At 67.8% G+C, this 25,999-nt stretch carries 27 protein-coding genes; 17 read left to right on the top strand and 10 right to left on the bottom strand.

Annotated features, from left to right (window positions below; all coding sequences use genetic code 11):
- Window positions 1-16 precede the first annotated feature (16 nt).
- Window positions 17-715, bottom strand: a complete 699-nt coding sequence (locus tag AC3A6X_RS27095; protein WP_487845058.1) for an AraC family transcriptional regulator — start codon at window positions 713-715, stop codon at window positions 17-19.
- A 26-nt stretch (window positions 716-741) separates the two neighbouring features.
- A complete protein-coding gene (locus AC3A6X_RS27090; protein ID WP_487845057.1) occupies window positions 742-1,473 on the bottom strand; it encodes a GntR family transcriptional regulator in 732 nt (243 codons plus the stop codon).
- A 93-nt stretch (window positions 1,474-1,566) separates the two neighbouring features.
- Here AC3A6X_RS27090 and AC3A6X_RS27085 point away from each other — a divergent pair, with 93 nt between their 5' ends.
- The 3 genes from AC3A6X_RS27085 to AC3A6X_RS27075 are packed head-to-tail and all read left to right on the top strand — an operon-like array spanning window position 1,567 to window position 5,377.
- Complete coding sequence (locus tag AC3A6X_RS27085; RefSeq protein ID WP_487845056.1) at window positions 1,567-2,943, top strand: class-II fumarase/aspartase family protein; 1,377 nt, start codon at window positions 1,567-1,569, stop codon at window positions 2,941-2,943.
- 49 nt (window positions 2,944-2,992) lie between these two features.
- The gene (locus AC3A6X_RS27080; RefSeq protein WP_487845055.1) at window positions 2,993-3,970 is read left to right on the top strand and encodes a tripartite tricarboxylate transporter substrate binding protein BugD; all 978 of its coding nucleotides are present in this window, start codon (window positions 2,993-2,995) and stop codon (window positions 3,968-3,970) included.
- A 6-nt stretch (window positions 3,971-3,976) separates the two neighbouring features.
- Entirely contained in the window at window positions 3,977-5,377 is a 1,401-nt protein-coding gene (locus tag AC3A6X_RS27075; protein ID WP_487845054.1) for a class II fumarate hydratase, read from the top strand.
- Here the strand turns inward: AC3A6X_RS27075 and AC3A6X_RS27070 are convergent.
- The 6 genes from AC3A6X_RS27070 to AC3A6X_RS27045 are packed head-to-tail and all read right to left on the bottom strand — an operon-like array spanning window position 5,367 to window position 10,888.
- The gene (locus AC3A6X_RS27070) at window positions 5,367-6,491 is read right to left on the bottom strand and encodes an SLC13 family permease (RefSeq protein ID WP_487845053.1); all 1,125 of its coding nucleotides are present in this window, start codon (window positions 6,489-6,491) and stop codon (window positions 5,367-5,369) included. The genes AC3A6X_RS27075 and AC3A6X_RS27070 overlap by 11 nt on opposite strands.
- A complete protein-coding gene (locus AC3A6X_RS27065; RefSeq protein ID WP_487845077.1) occupies window positions 6,472-7,995 on the bottom strand; it encodes a class I adenylate-forming enzyme family protein in 1,524 nt (507 codons plus the stop codon). The genes AC3A6X_RS27070 and AC3A6X_RS27065 overlap by 20 nt, the downstream gene beginning before the upstream one ends.
- Before the next feature lie 34 nt (window positions 7,996-8,029).
- Window positions 8,030-9,010, bottom strand: a complete 981-nt coding sequence (lipA, locus tag AC3A6X_RS27060; RefSeq protein WP_487845052.1) for a lipoyl synthase — start codon at window positions 9,008-9,010, stop codon at window positions 8,030-8,032.
- 17 nt (window positions 9,011-9,027) lie between these two features.
- Complete coding sequence (gene lipB / locus AC3A6X_RS27055; protein WP_487845051.1) at window positions 9,028-9,693, bottom strand: lipoyl(octanoyl) transferase LipB; 666 nt, start codon at window positions 9,691-9,693, stop codon at window positions 9,028-9,030.
- Complete coding sequence (locus tag AC3A6X_RS27050) at window positions 9,690-9,986, bottom strand: DUF493 family protein (RefSeq protein ID WP_487845050.1); 297 nt, start codon at window positions 9,984-9,986, stop codon at window positions 9,690-9,692. Before AC3A6X_RS27050 ends, lipB begins: the two co-directional genes overlap by 4 nt.
- A complete protein-coding gene (locus AC3A6X_RS27045) occupies window positions 9,983-10,888 on the bottom strand; it encodes a D-amino acid aminotransferase (protein WP_487845049.1) in 906 nt (301 codons plus the stop codon). The genes AC3A6X_RS27050 and AC3A6X_RS27045 overlap by 4 nt, the downstream gene beginning before the upstream one ends.
- A 170-nt stretch (window positions 10,889-11,058) precedes the next feature.
- Here AC3A6X_RS27045 and AC3A6X_RS27040 point away from each other — a divergent pair, with 170 nt between their 5' ends.
- From AC3A6X_RS27040 to AC3A6X_RS26975, 14 genes are all read left to right on the top strand, one after another.
- Entirely contained in the window at window positions 11,059-11,541 is a 483-nt protein-coding gene (locus tag AC3A6X_RS27040; RefSeq protein ID WP_487845048.1) for an ATP synthase subunit I, read from the top strand.
- A 13-nt stretch (window positions 11,542-11,554) separates the two neighbouring features.
- Complete coding sequence (atpB, locus tag AC3A6X_RS27035; protein WP_487845047.1) at window positions 11,555-12,424, top strand: F0F1 ATP synthase subunit A; 870 nt, start codon at window positions 11,555-11,557, stop codon at window positions 12,422-12,424.
- Between the two features lie 71 nt (window positions 12,425-12,495).
- Window positions 12,496-12,759 carry a F0F1 ATP synthase subunit C gene (gene atpE, locus AC3A6X_RS27030; protein WP_019657641.1) on the top strand — a complete coding sequence of 88 codons (264 nt, stop codon included), beginning with the start codon at window positions 12,496-12,498 and terminating at the stop codon, window positions 12,757-12,759.
- A gap of 90 nt (window positions 12,760-12,849) precedes the next feature.
- A complete protein-coding gene (locus AC3A6X_RS27025) occupies window positions 12,850-13,320 on the top strand; it encodes a F0F1 ATP synthase subunit B (RefSeq protein ID WP_309967092.1) in 471 nt (156 codons plus the stop codon).
- Window positions 13,321-13,330: 10 nt separating this feature from the next.
- Complete coding sequence (locus AC3A6X_RS27020) at window positions 13,331-13,861, top strand: F0F1 ATP synthase subunit delta (RefSeq protein WP_487845046.1); 531 nt, start codon at window positions 13,331-13,333, stop codon at window positions 13,859-13,861.
- A gap of 36 nt (window positions 13,862-13,897) precedes the next feature.
- Window positions 13,898-15,451 (top strand): F0F1 ATP synthase subunit alpha, encoded by a 1,554-nt coding sequence (gene atpA, locus AC3A6X_RS27015; RefSeq protein ID WP_309967088.1) that lies wholly within the window; start codon window positions 13,898-13,900, stop codon window positions 15,449-15,451.
- An 18-nt stretch (window positions 15,452-15,469) separates the two neighbouring features.
- The gene (atpG, locus tag AC3A6X_RS27010) at window positions 15,470-16,345 is read left to right on the top strand and encodes a F0F1 ATP synthase subunit gamma (RefSeq protein WP_106559271.1); all 876 of its coding nucleotides are present in this window, start codon (window positions 15,470-15,472) and stop codon (window positions 16,343-16,345) included.
- Between the two features lie 52 nt (window positions 16,346-16,397).
- Complete coding sequence (gene atpD / locus AC3A6X_RS27005; protein WP_487845045.1) at window positions 16,398-17,813, top strand: F0F1 ATP synthase subunit beta; 1,416 nt, start codon at window positions 16,398-16,400, stop codon at window positions 17,811-17,813.
- Window positions 17,814-17,834: 21 nt separating this feature from the next.
- Window positions 17,835-18,254, top strand: a complete 420-nt coding sequence (locus AC3A6X_RS27000) for a F0F1 ATP synthase subunit epsilon (protein ID WP_106559272.1) — start codon at window positions 17,835-17,837, stop codon at window positions 18,252-18,254.
- 235 nt (window positions 18,255-18,489) lie between these two features.
- On the top strand, window positions 18,490-19,659 hold the full coding sequence (locus tag AC3A6X_RS26995; protein WP_487845076.1) for an ROK family protein: 1,170 nt from the start codon (window positions 18,490-18,492) through the stop codon (window positions 19,657-19,659).
- Window positions 19,660-19,715: 56 nt separating this feature from the next.
- Entirely contained in the window at window positions 19,716-21,242 is a 1,527-nt protein-coding gene (locus tag AC3A6X_RS26990) for a sugar ABC transporter ATP-binding protein (RefSeq protein ID WP_487845044.1), read from the top strand.
- Window positions 21,211-22,236 (top strand): ABC transporter permease, encoded by a 1,026-nt coding sequence (locus tag AC3A6X_RS26985; RefSeq protein WP_409050658.1) that lies wholly within the window; start codon window positions 21,211-21,213, stop codon window positions 22,234-22,236. The genes AC3A6X_RS26990 and AC3A6X_RS26985 overlap by 32 nt, the downstream gene beginning before the upstream one ends.
- A 52-nt stretch (window positions 22,237-22,288) precedes the next feature.
- Window positions 22,289-23,251: a substrate-binding domain-containing protein gene (locus tag AC3A6X_RS26980; protein ID WP_309967081.1), complete on the top strand. Its 963-nt coding sequence runs from the start codon at window positions 22,289-22,291 to the stop codon at window positions 23,249-23,251.
- 7 nt (window positions 23,252-23,258) lie between these two features.
- Complete coding sequence (locus AC3A6X_RS26975) at window positions 23,259-24,416, top strand: Gfo/Idh/MocA family protein (RefSeq protein ID WP_487845043.1); 1,158 nt, start codon at window positions 23,259-23,261, stop codon at window positions 24,414-24,416.
- 24 nt (window positions 24,417-24,440) lie between these two features.
- On the opposite strand, the gene AC3A6X_RS26970 is transcribed toward AC3A6X_RS26975, so the two are convergent.
- Window positions 24,441-25,241, bottom strand: coding sequence for a hypothetical protein (locus AC3A6X_RS26970; protein ID WP_487845042.1), 801 nt, complete (start codon window positions 25,239-25,241; stop codon window positions 24,441-24,443).
- 120 nt (window positions 25,242-25,361) lie between these two features.
- Window positions 25,362-25,913: a nucleoside 2-deoxyribosyltransferase gene (locus AC3A6X_RS26965; RefSeq protein ID WP_487845041.1), complete on the bottom strand. Its 552-nt coding sequence runs from the start codon at window positions 25,911-25,913 to the stop codon at window positions 25,362-25,364.
- Window positions 25,914-25,999 lie beyond the last annotated feature (86 nt).

The raw sequence follows: 25,999 nt of genomic DNA, 5'->3' as shown, positions 1-25,999 counted from the left end.
CGCGGAACGACGGTCTTCAGTTCCTTCGAAGGGCCGCGGTGAGGGCGGACGGCGAACGGTAGCCGGTACGGCGGGCCGTCTCTGCGACGCTCATGCCGCCCGTGCGCAACTGCCTGGCCTGCAACAGCCGCTGGCTTCGCAGCCATTGCATGGCCCCCATGCCCTGCTCGGCGCGGCAGCGCTGGGCGAACTGGCTGGGGCTCAGGCACGCAACCGCCGCGAGGTCGGCGACGCTCAAGGGCTGGTGCCAGCGCGCTTGTGCCCACGCGGCAAGGGCCGGCCAGTCGATGGCGCGCCGGCGGCCGTTCGGAACCTGAGGCCCCCAGGCCTCCAGCAGCAGCGCCGGTGCGTGGTGCAGCGCGGCCGCGGGTGGCGAAGCCTGCGTCACGCACAGCGCGAGAAAGCGCGCCAGCGACAGGAGCTGCGGCGCCATCGGCGTGCGTCCCGCGCACTGGGCCCAGAGGTCCTGGGTGGTGTCGAGCACGAGGCATCGGCTGCCGGTGCGCGATTCGAAGTCGTGGCGCTCGCCGGGCGTTACCACCCAGCCCTCGCCGGCCCCGACGCGCCGGCCACGCCCCTCGACCTCCAGTTCCAGCACGCCGTCGAGTCCGACCAGCACCTGGAAGTGCTCATGCGCATGGCTGCCGCGTGAGGCGCCGTAGCGCCGCAGCGAAAGCGCGTGCGAGGGCCATGGCGTGGTGTCGTGCGATTGCATGGAAAGGGCGCCGATTGTCCTCCCGTTCAGCCGGCCGAGCGCTGCAGCCGCATGGTGAGCGAGAAGCGCTCCGCCGGATGGACGGTGACCGTGACGTCGATCGTGTCGCCCTCGGCGTCGAGGTAGCGGCGCACGATCTGCATGGCGGCCGAGCCTGTGTCGACGCCCAGCTGCCGCGCCATCGCCGCGGGCACTTCCACCGCCTGCAACTGCTGCACGATCTCGACCACGCGGCGGCCGTAGCGCTGCTCGATCAAGGTGCTGACCAGCGCCTCCGGCGAATCGCGCACGACTTCCACCAGCTCGGTGTAGGCCGGGTCCATGTACAGGTCGGTCCAGCAGATCGGCAGCTCGGGCTGCTCCTCGTCCATCCGCAGGCTGGAAATGCGCAGCCAGGCCGTTCCCTCCGCGCAGCCGAGCAGGCGCGCCAGGGCACCCTTGGCTTCGAGCGTCTCGACCTCCCGCACCACCCGGACGTGCGTCGCGCCGAACTGCACCACGTCCTCGACCGAGGCCAGCGACTGCTGGAAGCCGACCTGCGGCGTCGCCGACTCCACGCGCGTGCCGACGTTCTTGCGGCGCGACACCAGGCCCAGCAGCTGCAGCTCCTGCAGGGCGGCGCGCACCGTGTGCCGGCTCGTCTTGTAGTGATCGCGCAGCTCCAGTTCGGTCGGCAGCAGCGTGCCGACGGGATAGTGGCCCGAGGTGATGCCTTCCTTGAGGTGCAGGGCGATATCGGAGAAGCGTGGCTTGTTCATCGTGAACGTGATTTTGAGGCTCAGGGTTAACACCGACACGCGAATATGTTCGGACATATTAAAGTCAATATGTCCGAACATATGAGAGCCGCCATGTCCTCCACCTCCCTTCCGATGGCCAGCACGGTCTTCGATTCGATCCTGTTCCGCGACGCCTTCGGCACTGCGAAGATGCGCGCGCTCTTCTCCGACCGCGCCCTGATCCAGCGCTACATCGACGTCGAGGTCGCGCTGGCGAAGGCGCAGGCGCGGGTCGGCGTGATCCCGCGCGAGGCGGCCGACACCATTGCGCGCGAATCCACCATCGAGCGCATCGACTTCGACCACATGCGCGAGGAGACCGACATCGTCGGCTACCCGATCCTCCCGCTCGTGCATCAGCTGGTGGCGATGTGCGGCGAGGCCGGGCGCTACGTTCACTGGGGCGCGACCACGCAGGACATCATGGACAGCGCGGTGGCGCTGCAGGTGCGCGACGCGCTCGACGGCATCGACGCCGACATCCGCGAATTGCGCGGCATCCTGGCCGGCCTCGCGAAGAAGTACCGCGATACGCCGATGGCCGGCCGCACCCACCTGCAGCAGGCCCTGCCCGTGACCTTCGGCTACAAGGCTGCGATCTGGCTCGCGATGTTCGATCGCCACCAGCAGCGCCTGGCCGAGCTGCGCCCGCGCGTCGCGCTGGTCGAGTTCGCCGGTGCCGCGGGCACGCTGGCCTCGCTCGGCGACAAGGGCTTCGAGGTGCAGCAGGCGATGGCCGAGGAGCTCGGGCTGGGCGTCCCGGCCACCACCTGGCACGTGGCGCGCGACGGCTTCGCCGAGGCGGTGAACCTGCTGGCGCTGGTGACCGGTTCGCTCGGGAAGATCGCGCTCGACATCATGATCATGGCGTCCACCGAATTCGCCGAGGTCTACGAGCCCTTCGTGAAAGGGCGCGGCGCGAGCAGCACGATGCCGCAGAAGCGCAACCCGATCTCCAGCGAGCTGATGCTGGCTGCGTCCAAGGCGGTGCGGCAGCACGCCGGCCTGATGGTCGACGCGATGGTGCAGGACTTCGAGCGCGCCACCGGCCCCTGGCATGCCGAGTGGATCGCGATCCCCGAGAGCTTCATCCTCACGGCGGGCGCGCTGCACCAGGCCAAGTTTGCGCTGGGCGGCCTGATCGTCGATGCCGATCGCATGAAGCACAACCTCGGCATCAGCCGCGGCCTGATCGTGGCCGAGGCGGTGATGATGGGCCTGGCGCCGCACACCGGCCGCCAGCAGGCGCACGACCTGGTCTACGACGCCTGCCGAACGGTCAACGAGAAGGGCGGCACGCTGGCCGAGGCGCTGGCCGCGCTGCCCGAAGTCACCCGGCACCTCGACCGCGCCGCGATCGACCGCCTGACCGACCCCGCCAACTACCTGGGCCTCGCGCCGCAGATGGTGGATCGCGCACTGGCGCTGTCGGCGAAGGCGCAGCACTGAATTTTCCCGACCCGACCCCCATCCATCCTTCCATTCAGGAGACATGAGCATGCGTTTCATCAAGACCGTTCTGTGCGCATTCGCGGCCGCCGCCGCCGTCGGTGCCGCGCAGGCCCAGGCCTACCCGACCAAGCCGATCACGTGGATCGTGCCCTTCGCCGCGGGCGGCCCCACCGATGCGCTCGCGCGCAGCATCGCCGAGCGCGTGGCGCGCGAGCTGGGCCAGCCGATCGTGATCGACAACTCGGCGGGAGCGGGCGGCACCATCGGTGCCGCCAAGGCCGCGCGCGCGACGCCCGACGGCTACACCATGCTGGTCGGCCACATGGGCTACATGGGCGCCGCGCCCGCCCTCTACAAGAAGCTCAGCTACGACCCGGTGAAAGACTTCGAGCCCGTCTTCCGCTTCCCCGACACGCCGCTGGTGCTGATGGTGCGAAAGGAGCATCCAGCCAAGAACATCGAGGGCCTGATCGACTTCGCCAGGAAGAGCCCGGACAAGCTCTTTATCAGCAACGCCGGCGTGGGCTCCAGCTCGCACCTGATCGCGGCGCTGGTCGCGAGCGCCGCGAACGTCAAGGTGACGCTGGTGCCGTACAAGGGCGCAGGGCCGGCGCTGGTGGACGTGATCGGCGGCCAGGTCGACGGCATCTTCGACCAGACCAACACCGCGCTGCCGCAGATCACCGAGTCCAAGGTGCGCGCGCTCGCCGTCACCTCGAAAGTGCGCCTGCCGCAACTCAAGGACGTGCCGACGCTGGCCGAGACCGTGCTGCCGGGCTTCGAGGCCTCGACCTGGTACGGCATCTATGCACCCAGGGGAACGCCCAAGCCGGTGCTCGACAAGGTCCAGCAGGCCTATCTGAAGGTCATGACCGACAAGGCCTTCACCGACAAGATGAGCAGCCAGGCGATCCAGATGCTGCCGGCCGAGCAGTACACGGGCGCCGCGCTGGGCAAGCACACCGAGGCGGAAGTCGCGCGCTGGAAAGCGGTCGCGGCCAAGACCAACATCTCGCTGGACTGAGGCGCCATGACTGCCGTGCGTGTGGAGCACGATGCCTTCGGCCCGGTCGAGATCCCGGCCGGTCGCTACTGGGGCGCACAGACCCAGCGCGCGCTGGGCGTCTTCGAGATCGGCGAAGAGCGCTTCCCCGCCTGCCTGATCCGCGCCTTCGGCTTGCAGAAGATGGCGGCCGCGCGCGCCAACCTGCGCTGCGGCGCGCTCGATGCCGCGCTGGCGCAGAAGATCGTCGCCGCCGCCCAAGAGCTGCGCGCCGGCCGCTTCGACGATCACTTCCCGCTCAGTATCTGGCAAACGGGCTCGGGCACGCAGACCAACATGAATGCAAACGAGGTGATCGCGAACCGCGCCAACGAGCTGCTGGGCCAACCGCTGGGCACGCGTGCGCCGGTGCATCCCAACGACCACGTCAATGCCTCGCAATCGTCCAACGACAGCTTCCCGACCGTGATGCACCTCGCGGCGCAGCAGGAACTCGCGCAGCGGCTGCGCCCCGCGCTGCTGCTGCTGCGCCAGCGGCTGGCCGAGCGTGCCACGGCCTTCGCCGGGGTGCTGAAGATCGCGCGCACGCACCTGATGGATGCGGTGCCGATGACCATGGGCCAGGCCTTCGATGCCTTCGCGCACCAGATCGGGCACGGCATCGAGCGAATCGACGCGACGCTGCCGCGCCTTTGCCTGCTGCCGCAGGGCGGCACCGCGGCCGGCACCGGGCTGAACGCGCCGCCGGGCTTCGATGCCGCCTTCTGCGAAGAGGCGAGTGCGTTGACCGGCACGGCCTTCGCGCCCAATCCCAGCAAGTTCGAAGGCATGGCGGCGCACGACACGCTGGTCGAGGTCTCGGGCGCACTCAACGTGGTGGCCACCTCGCTGGTCAAGATCGCCAACGACATCCGCCTGCTCGGCTCGGGGCCGCGATGCGGCTTGGGCGAGCTGGTGATCCCGCACGACGGCCTCACGAGCTCGATCATGCCGGGCAAGCGCAATCCGACCATCGCCGAAGTGGTGGTGCAGGCGAGCCTGCAGGTGATGGGCAATCACGTCACCATCACCCTGGCCGGCGCCTCCGGCAACTTCGAGCTCAACGTCGCCAAGCCGGTGCTGATCCACAACCTGCTGCAGTCGATCCGCGTGCTGGCCGACAGCGCCCGCGTGTTCGCCGAGCGGATGGTGAAGGACATCGAGGTCGACCGGCAGCGACTGGCGGCGCAGGTCGACAACGCGCTGCTGCTGGTGACCGCGCTCAATCCGGTGCTGGGCTACGACCGGGTCGCGCAAATCACGAAGACCGCGCTGGAGCGGAACACGAGCCCGCGGGATGCGGCCGTCGCGCTGGGCTTCCTGAGCGCCGCGGACTACGACCGGCTGGTCGATCCGAAAGCGATGGCCGGCGTGTCGGCTAAAGCCTGAGGAGCAGGGCCGAGGCCGCACACACCAGCAGGAAGGGGATGCTGATGCGATGGAATTCGCGCAGCCCGTGCGGCACCTTCGCCAGCCGCAGCGCGATCAGGTTGGCCAGCGAGCCCAGCACGCAGCCGAAGCCGCCCACGCTGACGCCGGCGGCGAGCGCGGGCAAGTCGTGCATGTAGCGATCGAGCAGGATGGTGGCCGGCACATTGCTGATGAGCTGCGAGACGCCGATGGCGGCCAGGTAGGCGCGCCAGCCCTCGCCGATCGGCCACTGCTGCAGCACCGCAGCCACGGCCGGCAGCTCGGCCAGCTGGCGCAGGTCCACGAACATCAGCGCGATGATCGCGAGCAGCGCCCAGTCGATGCCCAGCAGCACGCGCGGGCGCAGCAGCAGGAAAGCGCCGAACACCAGGCCGAGCCCGGCGGCCAGCCAGCGCTGGTCGAGCGCGATTACGAAGCAGATGAAGAGCAGCGCCGACAGCGCCAGCAACCGCGGCTGCACGGGCTCGGCATCGCCCGCGGGCTTGAGCTGGATCTCCACACGCGGCACCAGGAAGCGCACCGCGGCGAAGAGCCAGAACAGCATCACGGCCACGGTGGGCGCCATCATGCCCATGAAGCCCAGGAAGCTCTCGCCCGAGCGGTGCCAGAGGTACAGGTTCTGGGGATTGCCGATCGGCGTGAGGGCAGAGCCTGCGTTGACGGCCAGCGCCTCCAGCACCACCAGCCGCGCCAGCGGCAGGTGGGCCTGCGCCGCCAGCACCCTTGTGAGCGGCACCAGCAGGAACAGGCTCACGTCGTTGGTGACCAGTGCAGAGAGCCCTGCGGCGGTCGCGACGAGGAAGAAGACCAAGTGGCGCAGTTCGGTGGTGCGCGCGAGCAGTCGCGCGGCGACGGACTGCAGCATGCCGCTGCGCTCGACGCCCTGCGTGATGGCGAGCAGGCCGGCCAGGGCGCCCAGCGTCTGCCAGTCGACGAGCTCCAGGTAGTCCAGCGGCGCGCGCGGGCGCACGAGGGCGAAGACCACGGCCACCGCCAGCAGCACCCACAGGAGGCCGTGGCCGCCGCCGTGCTCGGCCGTGGTGGCTTCGGCTTCAGCGGGCGTCGCGCTCACGCAGCTCGCGCTTGAGCACCTTGCCGATGGCGCTACGCGGCAGCTCGTCGATCAGGTGCAGGCGCGCGAGCCGCTGCGTCTTGCCGAGCTGGGCATTGGCCCATTGCAGCAGCGCCTCGCCCGGCGTTTCGTCGCCGGCGCGCCGCACCACGAAGGCCACCGGCGTCTCGCCCCATTGCTCCGAGGGCACGCCGACCACCGCCGCCTCGGCCACCGCCTCGTGGCCGCGCAGCACGGCTTCGAGGTCGCTCGGGTAGATGTTGAAGCCGCCGCTGATGATCATGTCCTTCTTGCGGTCGAAGAGGGTGAGGAAGCCCTCCTCGTCGAAGCGGCCGACGTCGCCGGTGCGGATGAAGCGCTTGCCCGCCGGGTCGAACCACTCGGCCTCGCGCGTCTTCTCGGGCTGGCGGTGGTAGCCGACCATCATGCCGGCCGAATGGCCCACCACCTCGCCGGCCTCGCCGCGCGCGACCTCGCGGCCCGATTCGTCGATCAGGCGGATGTCGCTGCCCTCGGCTGGCTGGCCCACGGTGTGCAGCTTGCCGGGATGCAGGTGCGCTTCCAGGATGCAGGTGCCGCCGCCCTCGGTCATGCCGTAGAACTCGACCAGGCCGCCGGGCCAGCGCTTCAGCACATCGGCCTTGAGCGCGGCGCCGAAGGGAGCGCTGGTGCTGAACTTGAAGCGGAAGCTGGAGAGGTCGTGCCGGTCGAAGGCCGGATGCGCCATCAGGCGCTGGTACTGCACCGGCACCAGCATCGTGTGGGTCACGCGATGCCGCTCGGCCAGCGCCAGGTAGCCGGCGGCGTCGAACTTCGGCATCAGCAGCACGCAGCCGCCGTAGGCGAGGGTGGGGAAGAAGACCACCAGCGTGGTGTTGGAGTACAGCGGCGTCGACAGCAGCGTCACGGTGTCGGGGCCGTAGCCGTACTTCGCGCCGCGCTGCACGTGGGCCCAGCGCATGCCGTGGCCCTGCACGATGCCCTTGGGCTCGCCGGTGGTGCCGGAGGAATAGATGATGTTGAAGGGCCAGGTGGGCTGCGGCTCGACGGCTTGCGGGCGCGCGCCCGCCGGCGCCAGCCAGGCCTCGAAGTCCTGCCCGGCCGCGGAGGCGTCGAGCGCGATGCGCGGGATGGCGTCCTTCGCCGGCGCGCCGATCACCTCGGCCGCCGCGGCATCGAGGAAGAGGAGGCGCGCCTGCGCGTCCTCGATCATCCTGGCGAGGCTGGCGGGCGTGGAGCCGGGCGCCAGCGGCGCGACCGCGATGCCGGCGCGCAAGGCGCCGAGGAACAGTGCGGCGTAGTGCGTGCTCGAGGCGGCGCAGATCGCGATGGCGTCGCCCGCGCGCAGGCCGTCGCGCTGCAGGGTCGCGGCCACGCGGTCCATCAGCGCATCGAGCGCGCCGTAGTCCAGCGTGCGTTGGGAATCGGCGAGCGCGGTGCGGGACGGGGTTTCCTGCGCATGCAGGCGGATCAGGTCGGCGATGACGCCGAACTCGCGTGCCATCGCGGCGTCGATCGCGCTCATTCGCGAGCTCCCCTCAGACGCCGGCGGCGTGCGCCTGCTGGTCGGCGTGGTAGCTGCTGCGCACCATCGCGCCCACCGCGGCGTGGCTGAAGCCCATCTTGTAGGCCTCTTCCTCGAACATCTTGAAGGTGTCGGGATGCACGTAGCGGCGCACCGGCAGGTGGCTGCTGCTGGGCGCGAGGTACTGGCCAATGGTCAGCATGTCGATGTCGTGCGCGCGCATGTCGCGCATGACCTGCAGGATCTCCTCGTCGCTCTCGCCCAGCCCGACCATGATGCCGCTCTTGGTCGGCACTTTGGGATGCAGGGCCTTGAACTTCTTCAGCAGGTTGAGGCTGAACTGGTAGTCGCTGCCCGGACGCGCCTCCTTGTAGAGGCGCGGCGCGGTCTCGAGGTTGTGGTTCATGACGTCCGGCGGCGCCGCCTTGAGGATCTCGAGCGCGCGATCGTCGCGGCCGCGGAAGTCGGGCACCAGGATCTCGATCTGCGTCTGCGGCGAGAGCTCGCGGATGTTGCGGATGCAGTCCACGAAGTGCTGGCTGCCGCCGTCGCGCAGGTCGTCGCGGTCCACGCTGGTGATCACCACGTACTTGAGGCGCAGCTTGGCGATGGTCTTGGCGAGGTTGAGCGGCTCGTCCTTGTCGAGCGGGTCGGGCCGGCCATGGCCCACGTCGCAGAAGGGGCAGCGCCGGGTGCACTTGTCGCCCATGATCATGAAGGTGGCCGTGCCCTTGCCGAAGCATTCGCCGATGTTGGGGCAGGAGGCCTCTTCGCAGACCGTGTGCAGGTTGCTCTCGCGCAGGATCTGCTTGATCTCGTAGAAGCGCGTGCTCGGGCTGCCGGCCTTGACGCGGATCCACTCGGGCTTCTTGAGCACCTCGCCCTGCACCACCTTCACCGGGATGCGCGAGAGCTTGGCCGCAGCCTTCTGCTTGGCCAGCGGGTTGTAGGTGGCGGGGCCTTGGGCGTCGCGAACGACTTCGGGGGTGCTCATGGGTGCGTGGGCGGGGTTCAGGGCGCGAGGTAGATGGCGAGCTTGCTGGCCAGCACCTGCGCGGCTTCGTCCCAGGTTGTTTGAACGCCGATTGTAGAAAGGTCGACGGTTTCCAGGCCAGGGTAGCCGCAAGGGTTGATGCGGGAGAAGGGTTCGAGGTCCATCGCGACGTTGAGCGCAACGCCGTGGTAGGTGCGGTGGCGGGTGATCTTGATGCCCAGGGCGGCGATCTTGCCGAGGCCCGCGAAGGGGACGGGGGCGGCCTCCAGCCGTGCATGCGAAAACGGATCGTCCAATCGCACATAGATGCCCGGCGCACCCGATACCCGATGCCCGGTCACCCCGAAATGCGCGAGCGTGCGGATCACCGACTCCTCGATGCGATACACATACTCCTTGACGTAGTAGCCCGCACGCTTGAGGTCGATCAGCGGATAGGCCACCACTTGCCCCGGCCCGTGGTAGGTCACCTGCCCGCCGCGATCGGTCTGCACCACGGGGATTTCGCCGGGGCTCAGCACGTGGTCGGCCTTGCCGGCCAAGCCCTGCGTGTAGACCGGCGAGTGCTCGCAGATCCACAGCAGGTCGGCCGATTCCGGCGTGCGCCCCTGCGTCAGGCGCTGCATCGCCGCATAGGTGGGCGCGTAGTCGACCCGGCCGAGCCAGTCGACCTCGAGCGTCACAGCACCACCTTGACCATCGGATGCGCGGTCAGCGCGCGGTAGATGTCGTCCAGCTGCTCGCGGCTGGTGGCGGTCACCGTGATGGTCACGCCCAGGTAGTTGCCGGCCTTGCTGTTGCGCAGCTCGACGGTGCTGGCGTCGAAGGCGGGGTCGAACTGCTGGGCGATCTGCGTGATGGCATGCACGAAGCCGTCGGCCTTGGCGCCCATCACCTTGATGGGGAACTTCGAGGGGTACTCGATCAGCGATTCCTTGCGCGCGTCCATCGAGGTGTCGGAAGGGGGGGTGGTCATGCTGTCACTCCGTGGTCGTGCGCGCTGCGTTCCTTGGCGCGCTGGTAGCCGGAATCGATGGCCCGGAAGACCGGGCCCGTGCGGCCCGTGCCGATGGGCTGGCCGTCGAGCGTGACGACCGGCAGCACCTCCTTGGTGGCCGAGGACAGCAGCAGCTCGTCGGCGCCGAAGACCTCGTCGCGCGCGATGCGGCGCAGCGAGAAGGGGATGCCGGCCTCGCCGCAGATGCGCTCGATCAGGCCGTAGCGGATGCCCGCGAGCACCAGCTCGTCCTTGGGAGGGCCGCTCACCGCGCCGTCCTTCACCACCCACACGTTGCTCGACGAGGCCTCGCTCAGCCAGTCGCCGCGGAACATGATGGTCTCGGCCGCGCCGGCCTCCACGCTGATCTGCCGCGCCAGCACCGCGCCCAGCAGGCTGGTGCTCTTGATGTGCGCCTTCTGCCAGCGGAAGTCCTGCGCGCTGACGCAGGCCACGCCCTTGGCGCGCACCGCGTCGGGCACCGGCTTCATCGGGTTCAGCATCACGAACACGGTGGGCACCAGGCCCTGGGGCATTGCGTGCTCGCGCGGCGCAACGCCGCGCGTGACCTGGATGTAGAGCGCCTGCACAGCGGCGCGCTGCTCGGCAGGGCTGGCCTCGACCAGGTGAGCCGCGATCGCATGCCACTTCTCGTGCGTGAGGGGATTGGCGATGCGCAGCTCGGCCAGCGAGCGGTCCAGCCGCGCCATGTGTTCCTCGAAGCAGAAGGGCGCGCCGCCATAGACCGGCACCACTTCATAGACGCCGTCGCCGAAGATGAAGCCGCGGTCCAGCACGCTGACCTTGGCGTCGCGCAGCGGCGTGTAGACGCCGTCGAGATAGCAGAGAGAATCGGGGAGAGCTTCGGCGATCGGGTGCATGAGAGATTATGGTTGGGGCTGCGCTGCGCTTTCCAATGCCTGCCCTGGCGCCCGCATGATCGGCAAGGGTGTTGGCAAACCTGACGGGAAGCTGGCGGAGGGCCGTGGGTTTCTACTTATAATCAGCGGCTTTGTAGAATTTCTGGGTCGTCATCCGGGCTTCATTCGATATGAAAACAATTGCCCGCGATGCGCATGTTCATGAGGACGGACAAGGCCCGGATGCCGACTTCAAGCCGCTGACTGCCGAGGAGGCCCAGCGGCTGCGCGAGCGGAAACCGCTGATCTCGCCTTGGCGCGTGATCGCGATCCAGGTCGCGGCGGGACTGCTGGTGGCATTGGCCGCCTGGGGCTTGTCGGGGAGGCAGAATTTGGGGTGGTCCGCCGGATACGGCGCACTGGCGGTGGTGATTCCCTCCGCGGTGTTCGCAAGGGGACTGACCGGGAGGTTTTCTTCGCTGAATGCGGGCACCGCGGTGCTCGGGTTCTTCTTGTGGGAAATGGTCAAGCTGGTCTTGTCGGTGGCGATGCTGCTCGCCGCGCCGAGACTGATAACGGAACTGAGCTGGCCGGCGATGCTGGTGGGCTTGGTGGTGACAATGAAGGCGGCGTGGGTGGCGGTAATGCTGGCGCCCAAACGCCCGAAAATTTAAAGACGAGTAACGGATGGCTGCTGAAAACGCTGCGGAACATGGTCAGACCGCTGGTGAATACATCGTTCACCACTTGACCCATCTTCAAAGCTCCAAGCCGGCAGGTGTTGCCGATTTCTCGGTTTTCAACTTCGACTCCCTCTTCTTCTCGATCGTGCTCGGCGTGGTTGGGTGCTGGCTGCTCTGGCTGGCTGCGCGCAAGGCGACCTCGGGCGTGCCGGGGCGCTTCCAGGCCGCCGTCGAGATCCTGGTCGAGGTGGTCGACCAGCAGGCCAAGGGTATCGTCCACAACGCCCAAAGCCGCAAGTTCGTCGCGCCGCTGGCGCTCACGATCTTCGTGTGGATCTTCATGCTCAATGCGATGGACCTGCTGCCGGTCGATCTGCTGCCTGCGATCTGGGCCAAGATCTTCGGTGCCGCCGGCCACGACCCGCACCACGCCTACCTGCGCGTCGTGCCTACGGCAGACCTTTCGGTGGCGATGGGCATGTCGGTTTCCGTGCTGCTGATCTGCCTGTACTACAACATCAAGATCAAAGGCGCCGGCGGCTGGGTGCACGAGCTCTTCACTGCGCCCTTCGGCAACAAGATCTGGCTGTACCCGTTCAACTTTGCCATGCAGATCATCGAGTTCGTCGCCAAGACCGTCTCGCATGGCATGCGTCTCTTCGGCAACATGTATGCCGGTGAACTGATCTTCCTGCTGATCGCGCTGATGGGCGGCGCCTTCACGCTGTCGGCCACCGGGATCTTCCTGGCGCTCGGCCACATCATCGCCGGCACCGCCTGGGCCATCTTCCACATCCTGATCATCACGCTGCAGGCCTTCGTGTTCATGATGCTGACGCTGGTGTACGTGGGCCAGGCCCACGATCACCACTGATCCGCGTTCCCTGCGTTCTTTCCGCTTTCGTTTTTTCTTTTTCTCTTCAACCAAAGTCCTTAGGAGTCATCATGGAAGTTATTAGCTTTGTCGCCCTGGCCGCCGGCCTGATCATCGGTCTGGGCGCCGTGGGCGCTTGTATCGGCATCGGCATCATGGGCAGCAAGTACCTCGAGTCGGCCGCCCGCCAACCCGAGCTGATGGGTGAACTCCAGACCAAGATGTTCCTGCTGGCCGGTCTGATCGACGCCGCGTTCATCATCGGTACCGGTATCGCGCTGTGGTTCGCCACCGCCAACCCCTTCCTCTCGCAGATCGCCAACCTGCCGAAGTAATTGAGCGCAGGCTTCTCGTCGAAACCGCTGCAGACCTTTCTTCCTCATGAAGAACGGCGCCGGATTTCAATCCCAAAGAGAGGGTGAAAAGTGAGCATTACCGGTACCCTGATCGTCCAGATGATCGTGTTCCTGATTCTTGTCGGGTTCACGATGAAGTTCGTGTGGCCGCCGATCGCCAAGGCGCTGGATGACCGTGCCCAGAAGATCGCCGAAGGCCTGGCCGCAGCCGACAAGGCCAAGGTCGCGTTGTCGGAAGCGGACAAGCGGGTGGAAGTCGAGCTGGGCAAGGCGCGCAACGAGTCCGCGCAGCGCCTGGCCGATGCCGAACGCCGTGCGCAGGCCATCGTTGAAGAGGCCAAGGCCCGCGCCACGGAAGAAGGCAACAAGATCGTAGCGGCCGCCCGCGCCGAAGCCGAGCAACAGGCCGTGAAGGCGCGCGAGGTGCTGCGCGAGCAGGTGGCCGTGCTGGCCGTCAAGGGCGCCGAGCAGATCCTGCGCAAGGAAGTGAATCCGGCCGTGCACGCCGATCTGCTTTCGCGGCTGCAGACTGAACTCTGAAACGGACGCCATGGCTGAACTCGCCACCATTGCACGCCCCTACGCCGAAGCGCTGTTCAAGGCGTCTTCGTCGGACCTCGCCGGCGCCGGCGCATGGCTCGAGAGGGTCGCGGCCATTGCCGCCAATCCCGAGCTGCAGCAGTTCGCCGACAACCCCAAGGCCACGCCCGAGCAGGTGCTGGGCGTGATTGCCGGCGCCAACGGCGCCGAGCTGCCCGCTGCCGCCAACAACTTCCTGATGGCTCTGCTCGAGAATGGCCGCTTCACCGCGCTGCCGGAGATCGCCAGGCAGTTCCGGGCCCTGGCGAATGCGCAGAGCGGCTCGTCCGATGCGGTGGTGTACAGCGCCTTCCCGATCGACGCCGCCTCGCTCAACGGCGTGGCGGCCGCGCTCGAAAAGCGCTTCGGCCGCAAGCTGCAGGTCACCGTCGAGCAGGACCCGTCCCTGATCGGTGGCATCCGCGTGGTGGTGGGTGACGAGGTGCTCGACACCTCCGTCAAGGCGCGCCTCGAACAAATGAAAGTTGCGCTGGCAGCCTGAGGCCGCCAGCCCCCTCAACGAAAGAAGGAAAGAGTCATGCAACTCAATCCCGCAGAAATTTCCGAGCTGATCAAGAGCCGCATCGAGGGTCTTGGCGTCAGCGCGAACATCCGCAACGAAGGCACCGTGGTGTCGGTGACCGACGGCATCGTGCGCGTGCACGGCCTGTCGGACGCGATGCAGGGCGAAATGCTCGAGTTCCCGCCTTCCGCGGACGGCACGCCGTCCTTCGGCCTGGCGCTGAACCTCGAGCGCGACTCCGTCGGCGCCGTGATTCTGGGCGAGTACGAGCACATCTCCGAAGGCGACACCGTCAAGTGCACGGGCCGCATCCTGGAAGTGCCGGTCGGCCCCGAGCTCATCGGCCGCGTGGTCAACGCGCTGGGCCAGCCGATCGACGGCAAGGGCCCGGTCAACGCCAAGATGACCGACGTGATCGAGAAGGTCGCTCCGGGCGTGATCGCCCGCAAGTCGGTGGATCAGCCGATGCAGACCGGCCTCAAGTCCATCGACTCGATGGTGCCGATCGGCCGCGGTCAGCGCGAGCTGATCATCGGCGACCGCCAGACCGGCAAGACCGCGGTGGCGATCGACGCGATCATCAACCAGAAGGGTCAGAACATGACCTGCGTCTACGTCGCGATCGGCCAGAAGGCTTCGTCGATCAAGAACGTGGTGCGTGCGCTGGAGCAGGCCGGTGCGATGGACTACACCATCGTCGTGGCCGCCTCGGCTTCCGAATCGGCCGCCATGCAGTACGTGAGCGCCTATTCGGGCTGCACGATGGGCGAGTACTTCCGCGACCGCGGGCAAGATGCGCTGATCGTCTACGACGACCTGTCCAAGCAGGCCGTGGCCTACCGCCAGGTGTCGCTGCTGCTGCGCCGCCCGCCGGGCCGCGAAGCCTACCCCGGCGACGTTTTCTACCTGCACAGCCGCCTGCTCGAACGCGCAGCCCGCGTGAACGCCGACTACGTCGAAGCCTTCACCAAGGGCGAGGTGAAGGGCAAGACCGGTTCGCTGACCGCGCTGCCGATCATCGAGACGCAAGCCGGCGACGTGTCCGCCTTCGTGCCGACCAACGTGATCTCGATCACCGACGGCCAGATCTTCCTGGAAACCAACCTGTTCAACGCCGGCATCCGGCCCGCCATCAACGCCGGTATCTCGGTGTCGCGCGTGGGTTCGTCGGCGCAGACCAAGGTCATCAAGAGCCTGTCGGGCGGCATCCGTACCGACCTGGCGCAGTACCGCGAACTCGCGGCCTTCGCGCAGTTCGCCTCCGACCTGGACGAAGCCACCCGCAAGCAACTCGACCGCGGCGCCCGCGTGACCGAACTGCTGAAGCAGCCCCAGTACAGCCCGCTGCCCATCTCGCTGATGGGTGCCTCGCTGTTCGCGGTGAACAAGGGCTTCATGGACGATCTCGACGTCAAGAAGGTGCTCGCCTTCGAACACGGCCTGCACCAGTTCCTCAAGTCCAGCCACGGCGCGCTGCTCGACAAGATCGAGCAGGCCAAGGCGATCGACAAGGACGCCGAGGCCGAGCTGACGGCCGCCGTCACGGCGTTCAAGAAGTCGTTCGCCTGACCGACCCAAGGAGTCCCAATGGCAGCTGGTAAGGAAATCCGCGGCAAGATCAAATCGGTGGAGAACACCAAGAAGATCACCAAGGCCATGGAAATGGTGGCCGCGTCGAAGATGCGCAAGGCGCAGGAACGCATGCGCGCCGCCCGCCCCTACAGCGAGAAGATCCGCAACATCGCGGCCAACCTCGGCCAGGCGAACCCGGAGTACACGCATGCCTTCATGAAGGTCAACGACGTGAAGGCCGCGGGCTTCATCGTCGTCACCACCGACAAGGGCCTGTGCGGCGGCATGAACACCAACGTGCTGCGCGCCGTGACGACCAAGCTGCGCGAGCAGCAGGCCGCCGGCGTCGCCGTCGAGGCGGTGGCCATCGGCAACAAGGGCCTGGGTTTCCTCAACCGCATCGGCGCCCGCGTGGTCTCGCATGTCACCCAGCTGGGCGACACGCCGCATCTCGACAAGCTGATCGGCCCGGTCAAGGTGCTGCTCGACGCGTACGCCGAAGGCAAGCTCAGCGCGGTCTACCTCTGCTACACCAAGTTCATCAACACGATGCGCCAGGAGTCGGTGGTCGAACAGCTGCTGCCGCTGGCCGCCGAGTCGTTGAAGATGGAAAAGGGCCAGCACTCGTGGGACTACATCTACGAGCCCGATGCGCAGAGCGTGATCGACGAACTGCTGGTGCGCTACGTCGAGTCGCTGGTGTACCAGGCCGTGGCGGAGAACATGGCGTCGGAACAGTCGGCGCGCATGGTTGCCATGAAGTCCGCCACCGACAACGCCGGCAACGTGATCGACGAGCTCAAGCTGGTCTACAACAAGACCCGCCAGGCCGGCATCACCAAAGAGCTGTCGGAGATCGTTTCGGGCGCTGCGGCGGCCGCAGGCGTTTGAAGGCCTTCGGTCCCTCGACCTCAACCAGATTTAGTTTTTATCGGAGCAGATGATGGCTCAAGCAAATACAACGCAAGGCAAGATCGTTCAATGTATCGGCGCCGTGGTCGACGTGGAATTCCCGCGCGACCAGATGCCCAAGGTGTACGACGCCCTGCAATACGAAGGCGGCACGCTGACCCTCGAAGTGCAGCAGCAGCTCGGCGACGGCGTCGTGCGCACCATTGCGCTCGGCTCGTCCGACGGCCTGCGCCGTGGCCTCGTCGTGACCAACACAGGCAGCCCGATCACCGTGCCCGTGGGCAAGGCGACCCTGGGCCGCATCATGGACGTGCTCGGTCGCCCGATCGACGAGCGCGGCCCGGTCGGCCAGGAAGTCACCGCTTCGATTCACCGCAAGGCGCCGGCCTACGACGAGCTCTCGCCCTCGCAGGACCTGCTGGAAACCGGCATCAAGGTGATTGACCTGGTCTGCCCCTTCGCCAAGGGCGGCAAGGTGGGCCTGTTCGGCGGCGCCGGCGTGGGCAAGACCGTGAACATGATGGAGCTCATCAACAACATCGCCAAGGCCCACTCGGGTCTGTCGGTGTTCGCCGGCGTGGGTGAACGCACCCGCGAAGGCAACGACTTCTATCACGAGATGTCCGATTCGGGCGTGGTCAACCTCGAGAACCTCGCCGAGTCGAAGGTGGCCATGGTCTATGGCCAGATGAACGAGCCCCCGGGCAACCGCCTGCGCGTGGCGCTGACCGGCCTGACCATCGCCGAATCCTTCCGCGACGAAGGCCGCGACGTGCTCTTCTTCGTCGACAACATCTACCGCTACACGCTGGCCGGTACCGAAGTGTCGGCGCTGCTGGGCCGCATGCCTTCCGCCGTGGGCTACCAGCCGACGCTGGCCGAGGAAATGGGCCGCCTGCAGGAGCGCATCACTTCCACCAAGGTGGGCTCCATCACCTCGATCCAGGCCGTGTACGTGCCGGCCGACGACTTGACCGACCCCTCGCCCGCGACGACCTTCGCCCACCTGGACTCCACCGTGGTGTTGTCGCGCGACATCGCCTCGCTGGGCATCTACCCCGCCGTGGACCCGCTGGACTCGACCTCGCGCCAGCTCGACCCGCACGTGGTCGGCGAAGAGCACTACAACGTGGCCCGCGCCGTGCAGGGCACGCTGCAGCGCTACAAGGAGCTGCGCGACATCATCGCCATCCTGGGCATGGACGAACTGGCGCCCGACGACAAGCTGGCCGTGGCCCGCGCCCGGAAGATCCAGCGCTTCCTGTCGCAGCCCTTCCACGTGGCCGAGGTGTTCACCGGCTCGCCCGGCAAGTACGTGCCGCTGGCCGAGACCATCCGCGGCTTCAAGATGATCGTGAACGGCGAAGCCGACCACCTGCCGGAGCAGGCCTTCTACATGGTGGGCGGCATTGACGAGGCCTTCGAGAAGGCGAAGAAGGTCGCCTAAGGCGGCTGCATAGGAACCCCGATGGCAAACACCATTCACGTCGACGTGGTCAGCGCCGAGGAGTCCATCTTCTCGGGCGAGGCCAAGTTCGTGGCGCTGCCGGGTGAAGCCGGCGAGCTGGGCATCTATCCGCGCCACACGCCGCTGATCACGCGCATCCGCCCCGGTGCCGTGCGCATCGAGACGGCCGACGGCGGCGAGGAATTCGTCTTCGTGGCCGGCGGCATCCTGGAAGTGCAGCCCAACACCGTCACCGTGCTGTCCGACACCGCGATCCGCGGCAAGGACCTCGATGAAGAGAAGGCCAACAAGTCCAAGGCCGCGGCGGAGGAAGCGCTGAAGAAGGCCAAGAGCGACATCGACATCGCGCTGGCTCAATCCGAGCTGGCCGTGATGGCCGCGCAGATCGCGGCGCTGCGCAAGTACCGCCAGAAGAAGTAAGCAAGGCGCGCCCACCGCCCCTTCCAAAAAGCCGCCCATCGGGCGGCTTTTTTATTTGGCCGCGCGCTGGCGTGCCGTCAGCTTGGGACCAAATTAGGCCGAAGTTCAATCTTGTTCGGCTGAAGCTCAACGCCTAGTATTCGCCTTCGATCCGGACGGCGCCACTGCCCGGATCCAAGACGAACAAACAGGAGACAAGCGCTTGGCACCCTGGAGCGGCCTCACTGCCGACGAGATGGCGCTGCTGGAAACGACCTTCTGGTCCGCCGGCGGCTCGCGCCATGCCATGGCCGAGCGGCTGGGTTTCTCCAAGAGCAAGGCCAACGCGCTGATCGCCGGGCTGGTCGAGCAGGGCCTGCTGGCCGAGGCTGGCCTGCAGCGCTCCTCGGGAGGGCGCCGTGCGGAGAACCTCCAGCTGCACGAGGGCCTGGGCGTGCTGGTCGGCGTGGACATCGGCGCCACCAGCCTCGACGTAGCCGTGCTGCGGCCCGACCTGAGCGTGCTGGCCCAGCACGCCGAGCCGGCCGATGTGCGCGAAGGCCCCGGCGTGGTGCTGGCCCGCGTGCGCGTGCTGATGCGTGAGCTGCTGGGCCGCTGCGGCTTCGGACCGAAGCAGCTGATCGGCATCGGCATCGGCGTGCCCGGCCCGGTCAACTTCGAGATCGGGCAACTCGTGAACCCGCCGCTGATGCCGGCCTGGGACAGCTTCTCGATCCGCGACTACCTGCGCGAGGACTACGCGGCCCCCGTGTTCGTCGACAACGACGTGAACCTGATGGCGCTGGGCGAGCTCTGGCGCCTGAAGCGCTCGCTGTCCAACTTCCTCGTCATCAAGGTCGGCACCGGCATCGGCTGCGGCATCGTCTGCCACGGCGAGGTGTACCGCGGCGCGGCCGGCTCGGCCGGCGACGTGGGCCACATCTGCGTCGACCAGGAAGGGCCGCTGTGCCACTGCGGCAACCTGGGCTGCGTCGAGGCGATGGCGGCCGGCCCTGCCATCACGCGCATGGCGGTGCAGGCGGCGGAGGCGGGCGAGAGCCGCGCGCTGGCCGAGCGGCTGCGCGCGCAGGGCCGCATCGACGCGGTCGACGTCGGCCAGGCCAGCCGCGCCGGCGATGCGGCGGCCAATGCCATCGTGCAACGGGCCGGCCAGCTGATCGGGCAGATGCTGGCCTCCATCGTCAACTTCTTCAATCCCTCGCATGTGTTCATCGGCGGCGGCATCACCCACATCGGGCCGCTGTTCCTGGCGGCCCTGCGCCAGAGCGTCTACCACCGCTCGCTGGCGCTGTCGACGCGGCATCTGGAGATCCAGTACACGCCGCTGGGCGCGCAGGCCGGCCTGGTCGGCGCGGGCGTCCTGGCGATGCACGAGACGCTCAAGGTCCGGGGGGTGGCGCCATGAGCCGCCGGGCCGCTCCCAAGGCGAATAGCACCGCAGCCGAAGGCGAAGGTACTCCAGTGACCACGCAGCAGCATCCGCCGAAGCGCAGCGTCGCCGTCGAGTTCGATCAGGTCGTGAAGGCCTTCGGCCCGGTGCAGGTGCTGCACGGCGTGAGCTTCTCCCTCGAGCCTGGGCGCGTCTACGGCCTGCTGGGCGAGAACGGTGCCGGCAAGTCCACGCTGATGAAGATCCTGGCCGGCTACGAGCCGATCACCGGCGGCGTGGTGCGCGTCAACGGCGAGCCCCAGGTCTTCGCCAGCTCGCGCGAGGCCGAGGCGCTGGGCATCGTGCTGATCCACCAGGAGTTCAACCTCGCCGAAGACTTGAGCGTGGCGCAGAACATCTTCCTCGGCCATGAGAAGAAGAAGGGCTGGCTGCTCGACGACGCCGCGATGGATCGCGATGCCGCGGCCGCGCTCGCGCAGGTCGGCCTGAAGGTCGATCCGCGCACCAAGGTGCGCCGCCTGATCGTGGCCGAGAAACAGCTGGTCGAGATCGCCAAGGCGGTCTCGCGCCACGCCCGCCTGCTGATCATGGACGAGCCCACTGCCACGCTCACGCCCGGCGAGACCGAGCGCCTGTTCCGCCTGATCGCCCAGCTGCGCGCCGATGGCGTGACCATCGTCTACATCTCGCACAAGCTCGACGAGGTCGAGCGCGTGACCGACGAGGTGATCGTGATGCGCGACGGCCGCTTCGTCACGCGTGCGCCCACCGCCGAGCTCACGCGCCACCAGATGGCCAACCTGATGGTGGGCCGCGAGCTGGCCGACCTGTACCCGCCGCGCGACCCCGTCACGGCGGCGCATGCGCCCGCGATGCAGGTGCGCGATTTCAGCGTGCCCGGCTGGGCCGACAGAGCCAGCTTCGAGGTGCGCCCCGGCGAGATCCTGGGCTTCGCCGGCCTGGTGGGTGCGGGCCGCACGGAGCTCTTCGAGGGACTGCTGGGCCTGCGCCCCGTCAGCGGCGGCAGCGTCGAGATCGCCGGCCAGTCCGTGCAGCTGCGCCATCCCCGCGACGCCGCGCACCACGGACTCACCTACCTCAGCGAAGACCGCAAGGGCAAGGGCCTGCACGTGCACCTGGGCCTGCGCCAGAACCTCACGCTGATGGCGCTGGAGCGCTATGCCCAGCCCTGGCTCAAGCCCGAGGCCGAGCGCAGCGCGCTGGCCGCCGCAGTGAAGGACTTCGGCATCCGCACCGGCGACCTCGATGCGCGCGCCTCGTCGCTCTCGGGCGGCAACCAGCAGAAGCTCGCGCTGGCCAAGGTGCTGCAGCCCAAGCCGAAGGTGGTGGTGCTCGACGAGCCCACGCGCGGCGTCGATGTCGGCGCCAAGCGCGACATCTATTTCCTGATCCAGCGCCTGGCCCGCGAGGGGCTGGCCGTGATCGTCGTCTCCTCGGAGCTGATGGAGCTGATCGGCCTGTGCCACCGCGTCGCGGTGATGCGCGCAGGCCGGCTCGTCGCCACGCTGGACGCCGATCACCTAACCGAAGAGGAGCTGATAGCCCATGCCACCGGAACCGCAGCAAGCCACGCCTGAAGCCGCGGGCGCCATGCACCGCAGCGAAACCCGGCCGCGCTGGACCGAGCGCCTGCACGGCCTCGGCCCCGTCATCGGCCTGGTGCTGCTGTGCATCGCCGGCACGCTGCTCAACAGCGACTTCGCCACCCTCGACAACGCGATGAACGTGCTCACCCGCACCGCCTTCATCGGCATCATCGCGGTGGGCATGTGCTTCGTGATCATCTCGGGCGGCATCGATCTCTCGGTGGGCTCGATGGCCGCGCTCATCGCCGGCTGCGTGATCATGTTCATCAACGCCATGGGGCCGGCGCTCGGCTCGCCGCTGCTGGCGGTGCTGCTCGGGGCGCTGCTCGCGGTGGTGCTGGGCGCCGTCTTCGGGCTGGCCCACGGCCTGCTCATCACCAAGGGCCGCATCGAGCCCTTCATCGTCACGCTCGGCACGCTGGGCATCTTCCGCGCCTACCTCACCTACTTCGCCGACGGCGGCGCGCTGACGCTGGACAACGAGCTGTCCGACCTCTACGCGCCGGTGTACTACGCGAGCCTGCTGGGCATCCCGGTGCCGGTGTGGGTGTTCCTGGTCGTCGCGGTGATCGGCGGCCTGATCCTCAACCGCACCGCCTACGGCCGCTATGTGCAGGCCATCGGCTCGAACGAGCAGGTCGCGCGCTACGCGGCGGTGGGCGTCGACGGCGTGAAGATCCTCACCTACGTGCTGCTCGGTGTTTGCGTGGGCATCGCGACCCTGCTCTACGTGCCGCGCCTGGGCTCGGCCTCGCCCACCACCGGCCTGCTGTGGGAGCTGGAGGCGATCGCCGCGGTGATCGTCGGCGGCACTGCGCTCAAGGGCGGCGCGGGCAGCATCACCGGCACGGTGATCGGCGCCATCCTGCTCTCGGTCATCAGCAACATCCTCAACCTCACGAGCATCATCAGCGTGTACCTCAATGCCGCGGTGCAGGGCTTCGTGATCATCGTGGTCGCTTTCCTTCAACGAGGCCGCCGTTGACGGGCCCTTCCGATTTCGTGTCAGTGAATTTTTCAACCAAGGAGACAAGTCAATGAAGCATCTCACCCGACGCATCGCACTCACCGCGGTCGCCGCTGCCGCGCTTGCAGCCATTCCGGCGCTCGCTGCAGACAAAGTGAACCTCGGCGTCTCGATCCCGGCCGCGACGCACAGCTTCATGGGCGGCATCAACTACTGGGCCAATCAGGCGAAGAAGGATCTGGAGAAGGAGCACAAGGACCTCAAGATCACCATCAAGACCGCGGCCAACGCGCCCGAGCAGGCGAACCAGCTGCAGGATCTGTCGACGGTGACCAAGATCAACGCGCTGGTGATCTTCCCCTTCGAATCGGCCGCGCTCACCAAGCCGGTGGCCCAGGTCAAGGCCAAGGGCACCTATGTCACCGTCGTCGACCGCGGCCTGACCGACACCAGCGCACAGGATGCCTACGTGGCCGGCGACAACACCGCCTTCGGCAAGATCCCGGCCGAGTACATCGCCAAGAAGCTGGGCGGCAAGGGCGAGATCGTCGCCCTGCGCGGCATCGCCACCACGCTGGACAACGAGCGCATGGACGCCTTCAACGGCGTGCTCAAGAACCACCCCGACATCAAGCTGCTCGACGCCAAGTACGCCAACTGGAACCGCGACGACGCCTTCAAGGTCACGCAGGACTACCTGACGCGCTTCAAGAAGATCGACGCCATCTGGGCGGCCGACGACGACATGGCCGTCGGCGTGCTCAAGGCCATCGAGCAGGCCAAGCGCGACGACATCAAGGTCATCTTCGGCGGCGCCGGCGCCAAGGGCATGGTCAAGACCATCCTCGACGGCAAGGACCCGCGCATCCAGGCCGACGTCAGCTACTCGCCCAAGTTCATCTACGACGCCATCAAGCTCACGGCCGAGGCGCGGCTGAAGGGAGAAAAGCTGCCGGCGACCACCATCATTCCCTCGGTGCTCATCACCAAGGAAAACGCCAAGGACTTCTACCATCCCAACTCGCCGTTCTGAGGTCCCGATGCCGGCGACACGCAAGCTGCGCTACGCCATGGTCGGTGGCGGGCGCGATGCCTTCATCGGCGCGGTGCACCGCAAGGCGATCGCGCTCGACGGGCAAGCCGAACTCGTGGCCGGCGCGCTGTCGTCCAGTCCCGAAAAAGCGCGCGCGTCGGGCCGCGAGCTCTGGCTGGCCGACGACCGCAACCACGGCGACTGGCGAGCCCTGCTGGACGATGAGCTGAAGCGCCCCGAGGAAGAGCGCATCGACTTCGTCTCCATCGTCACGCCCAACCACCTGCACTTCCCGGTGGCGCAGGCCTTTGTCGAGGCCGGCTTCCATGTGGTGTGCGACAAGCCGCTGGTGCACACCGGCGCGCAGGCCGATGCGCTGGTCGCGGCCGTGGCGCGGCAGGGCAGGGTGTTCGCCGTGACCTACAACTACACCGGCTACCCGATGGTGCGCGAGGCGCGCGAGATCGTGCGCAACGGCCGGCTCGGCGAGATCCGCAAGGTGGTCGTCGAATACAACCAGGGCTGGCTCGCAACCCAGCTCGAGAAGGAAGGCAACAAGCAGGCGGCCTGGCGCAGCGACCCTGCGAAGAGCGGCGCGGCCGGTGCCATCGGCGACATCGGCTCGCATGCCGAGAACCTGGTCGCCACCGTGACGGGGCTCGAGATCGAAAGCCTTTGCGCCGACCTCGGCGCGCTGGTGCCGGGCCGCGCGCTCGACGACGACGGCAGCGTGCTGCTGCGCTTTCAGGGCGGGGCGCGCGGCGTGCTGATCGCATCGCAAATCAATACCGGGCTGGAGAACGACCTGCGCCTGCGCGTCTCCGGCACGCTGGGCACGCTGGTGTGGCGGCAGGAGCAGCCCAGCGAGCTGCTGCACCTGCCGCACGACGGACCGAGGCGCGTGCTGACGCGCGGCGCGCCGTGGCTGGGCGAGTCGGCGCGGCGCGCGAGCCGGCTGCCCAGCGGGCATCCCGAGGGCTTCATCGAGGCCTTCGCCAACGTGTACGCCGGCGTCGTGGCCGACGTGCGCGCGCGACTCGCGGGCCGACAGGCCGATGTGCTGGAGGCCGACTACCCGCGGGTGGAGGATGGCGCGCGCGGCGTGCGCTTCATCGAGCGCGTGGTGGCATCGGGAAAGAGCGACGCGAAGTGGACGGCGTGGTGAGGACGTCGCAGGCCCAGGCGCGCCTCAGCTTGCCGGGCGCCGCTCCCCCAGGGTGATCCTGCCCTTCCGCACCGCCCAGACCCTGCCGTCCGGCGTGCCCACGAACATGGGCTGGCGCGCCCAGAGGCTCCAGAACACATGGGCCTCCGTCGGGGTGTTGTCCAGGACGTGCGTCACGTACAGCCCGGCGGCTCGACGATCCTGCCGCAGGGTCAGGCAGCTGCGCGTGAAGCCGCGTTGTGCGATCACCGTTGCTCCCTCGGTGATCACGCGGTAGGTGCCGCCGAGCGGAACCGTGTTGTTCCCGCTGGCCGCGGGCAGCAGGTAGACCACCCATCTGCGGGGGACGTCGCCGGTATCGGCCGCCAGGACCACCGTGTTGTATTGCTCGGCGCAGGGCTGGAACCCGGACCCGACCGCCAGCTCGCGGGCGGCGGCGGCGCCTGCCTCGAACGGTGTCAGGGGCGAGGGCTGGTCGAGCGTGGTGAGCTCCTGGACCTTGTCGTCCTCGGTCGAAACGGCCACACGGTAGAGCGCGGCAGGCCGTCGGTCGACGAAGGTCACGGTGATCAGGCCACCGTGCTCTTCGGTGATCCATCCCCGCACGCGCGCATCGCGGCGGAAGGCAGGAATCTTGAGCACCGCGTCGCTGGCCGTGGCGATGGCGCGCTCATGCTGGTGGACCGCCCTGCCCATCACTTCGGCGCTCTCCAGTGCGGCCGCTTCCTGGTCCGGAGACAGGGGCGGCAACGGAATCTGGGCTTCGTTCGCGTGGGCGGCAAGCCAAGTCAGCGCGAGGGCCAATGCAAGGAAGTGGCGGATCATGGTCGCGGCAATCGAAAGCAGCGGATGCTATCGATGGCAGTGCCAATGCACGCATCGAAGAGACATTTCGCGAGAGTTGCCGGACTGTCCTCGTGAACGAGTCCTCAGCGGCGCGTGGGATCAAGGGTGCGCAGCGAGTCCCAGCAGCCGTGCCAGCCGCGAGAGCGCCGCCTCGGCAGAAGACTCGATCGCTGTTGAGCAGGCCAGCATCAGGTTCAGGCGCTGGCCCAGCCCTTCCACCATCACGCCGCTGTCGCGCTCCCGCATGATGCCGGCGGCATCTTGCGTGCAGGCCATCGTCGCGCTCACGCGGCTCGCATAGCTGCCCGCCGGCACGCCATAGACCACCACCGGCTTGCCCAGCGCCACCGCAAAGCCGACCTCGAACACGGTGCCCGAATCCGGCTCGAGGCCGCGGAAGTCCATCAGGTTGGCGATCGCGCCGTCGCACTGCCGGATGAGGGCGATGTTGCCCTCGTAGATGAGGCGCGCCCGCTCGTCGTCGGTGCCCTTGAAGTCTGCGCCCAGACCACCATCCGAAGGCTCGATGCCCTCCAGGCCCAGGCGCTCGCAGTGAGCTTTCAGGTCCTGGTAGACCCGCTCGCAGTCGCGAAAGAAGATGTCCGGACCCGCGAGATAGACGCGAGGCCGGGAAGGTCGGGGCTGGGGCATGGTCGCGTCGGAGGTGGTCGTCGGGTCGTCACGAGCTGGGCCTTGCATTCTCCAGCACGCAAGGGCCCGGCGCACGCGCGCGCCGG

This window comes from Variovorax sp. Soil_C_12, from assembly GCF_057657375.1.
Note: the sequence above shows the minus strand (reverse complement) of the source record. Positions and strands in the feature narration are given on the sequence as shown.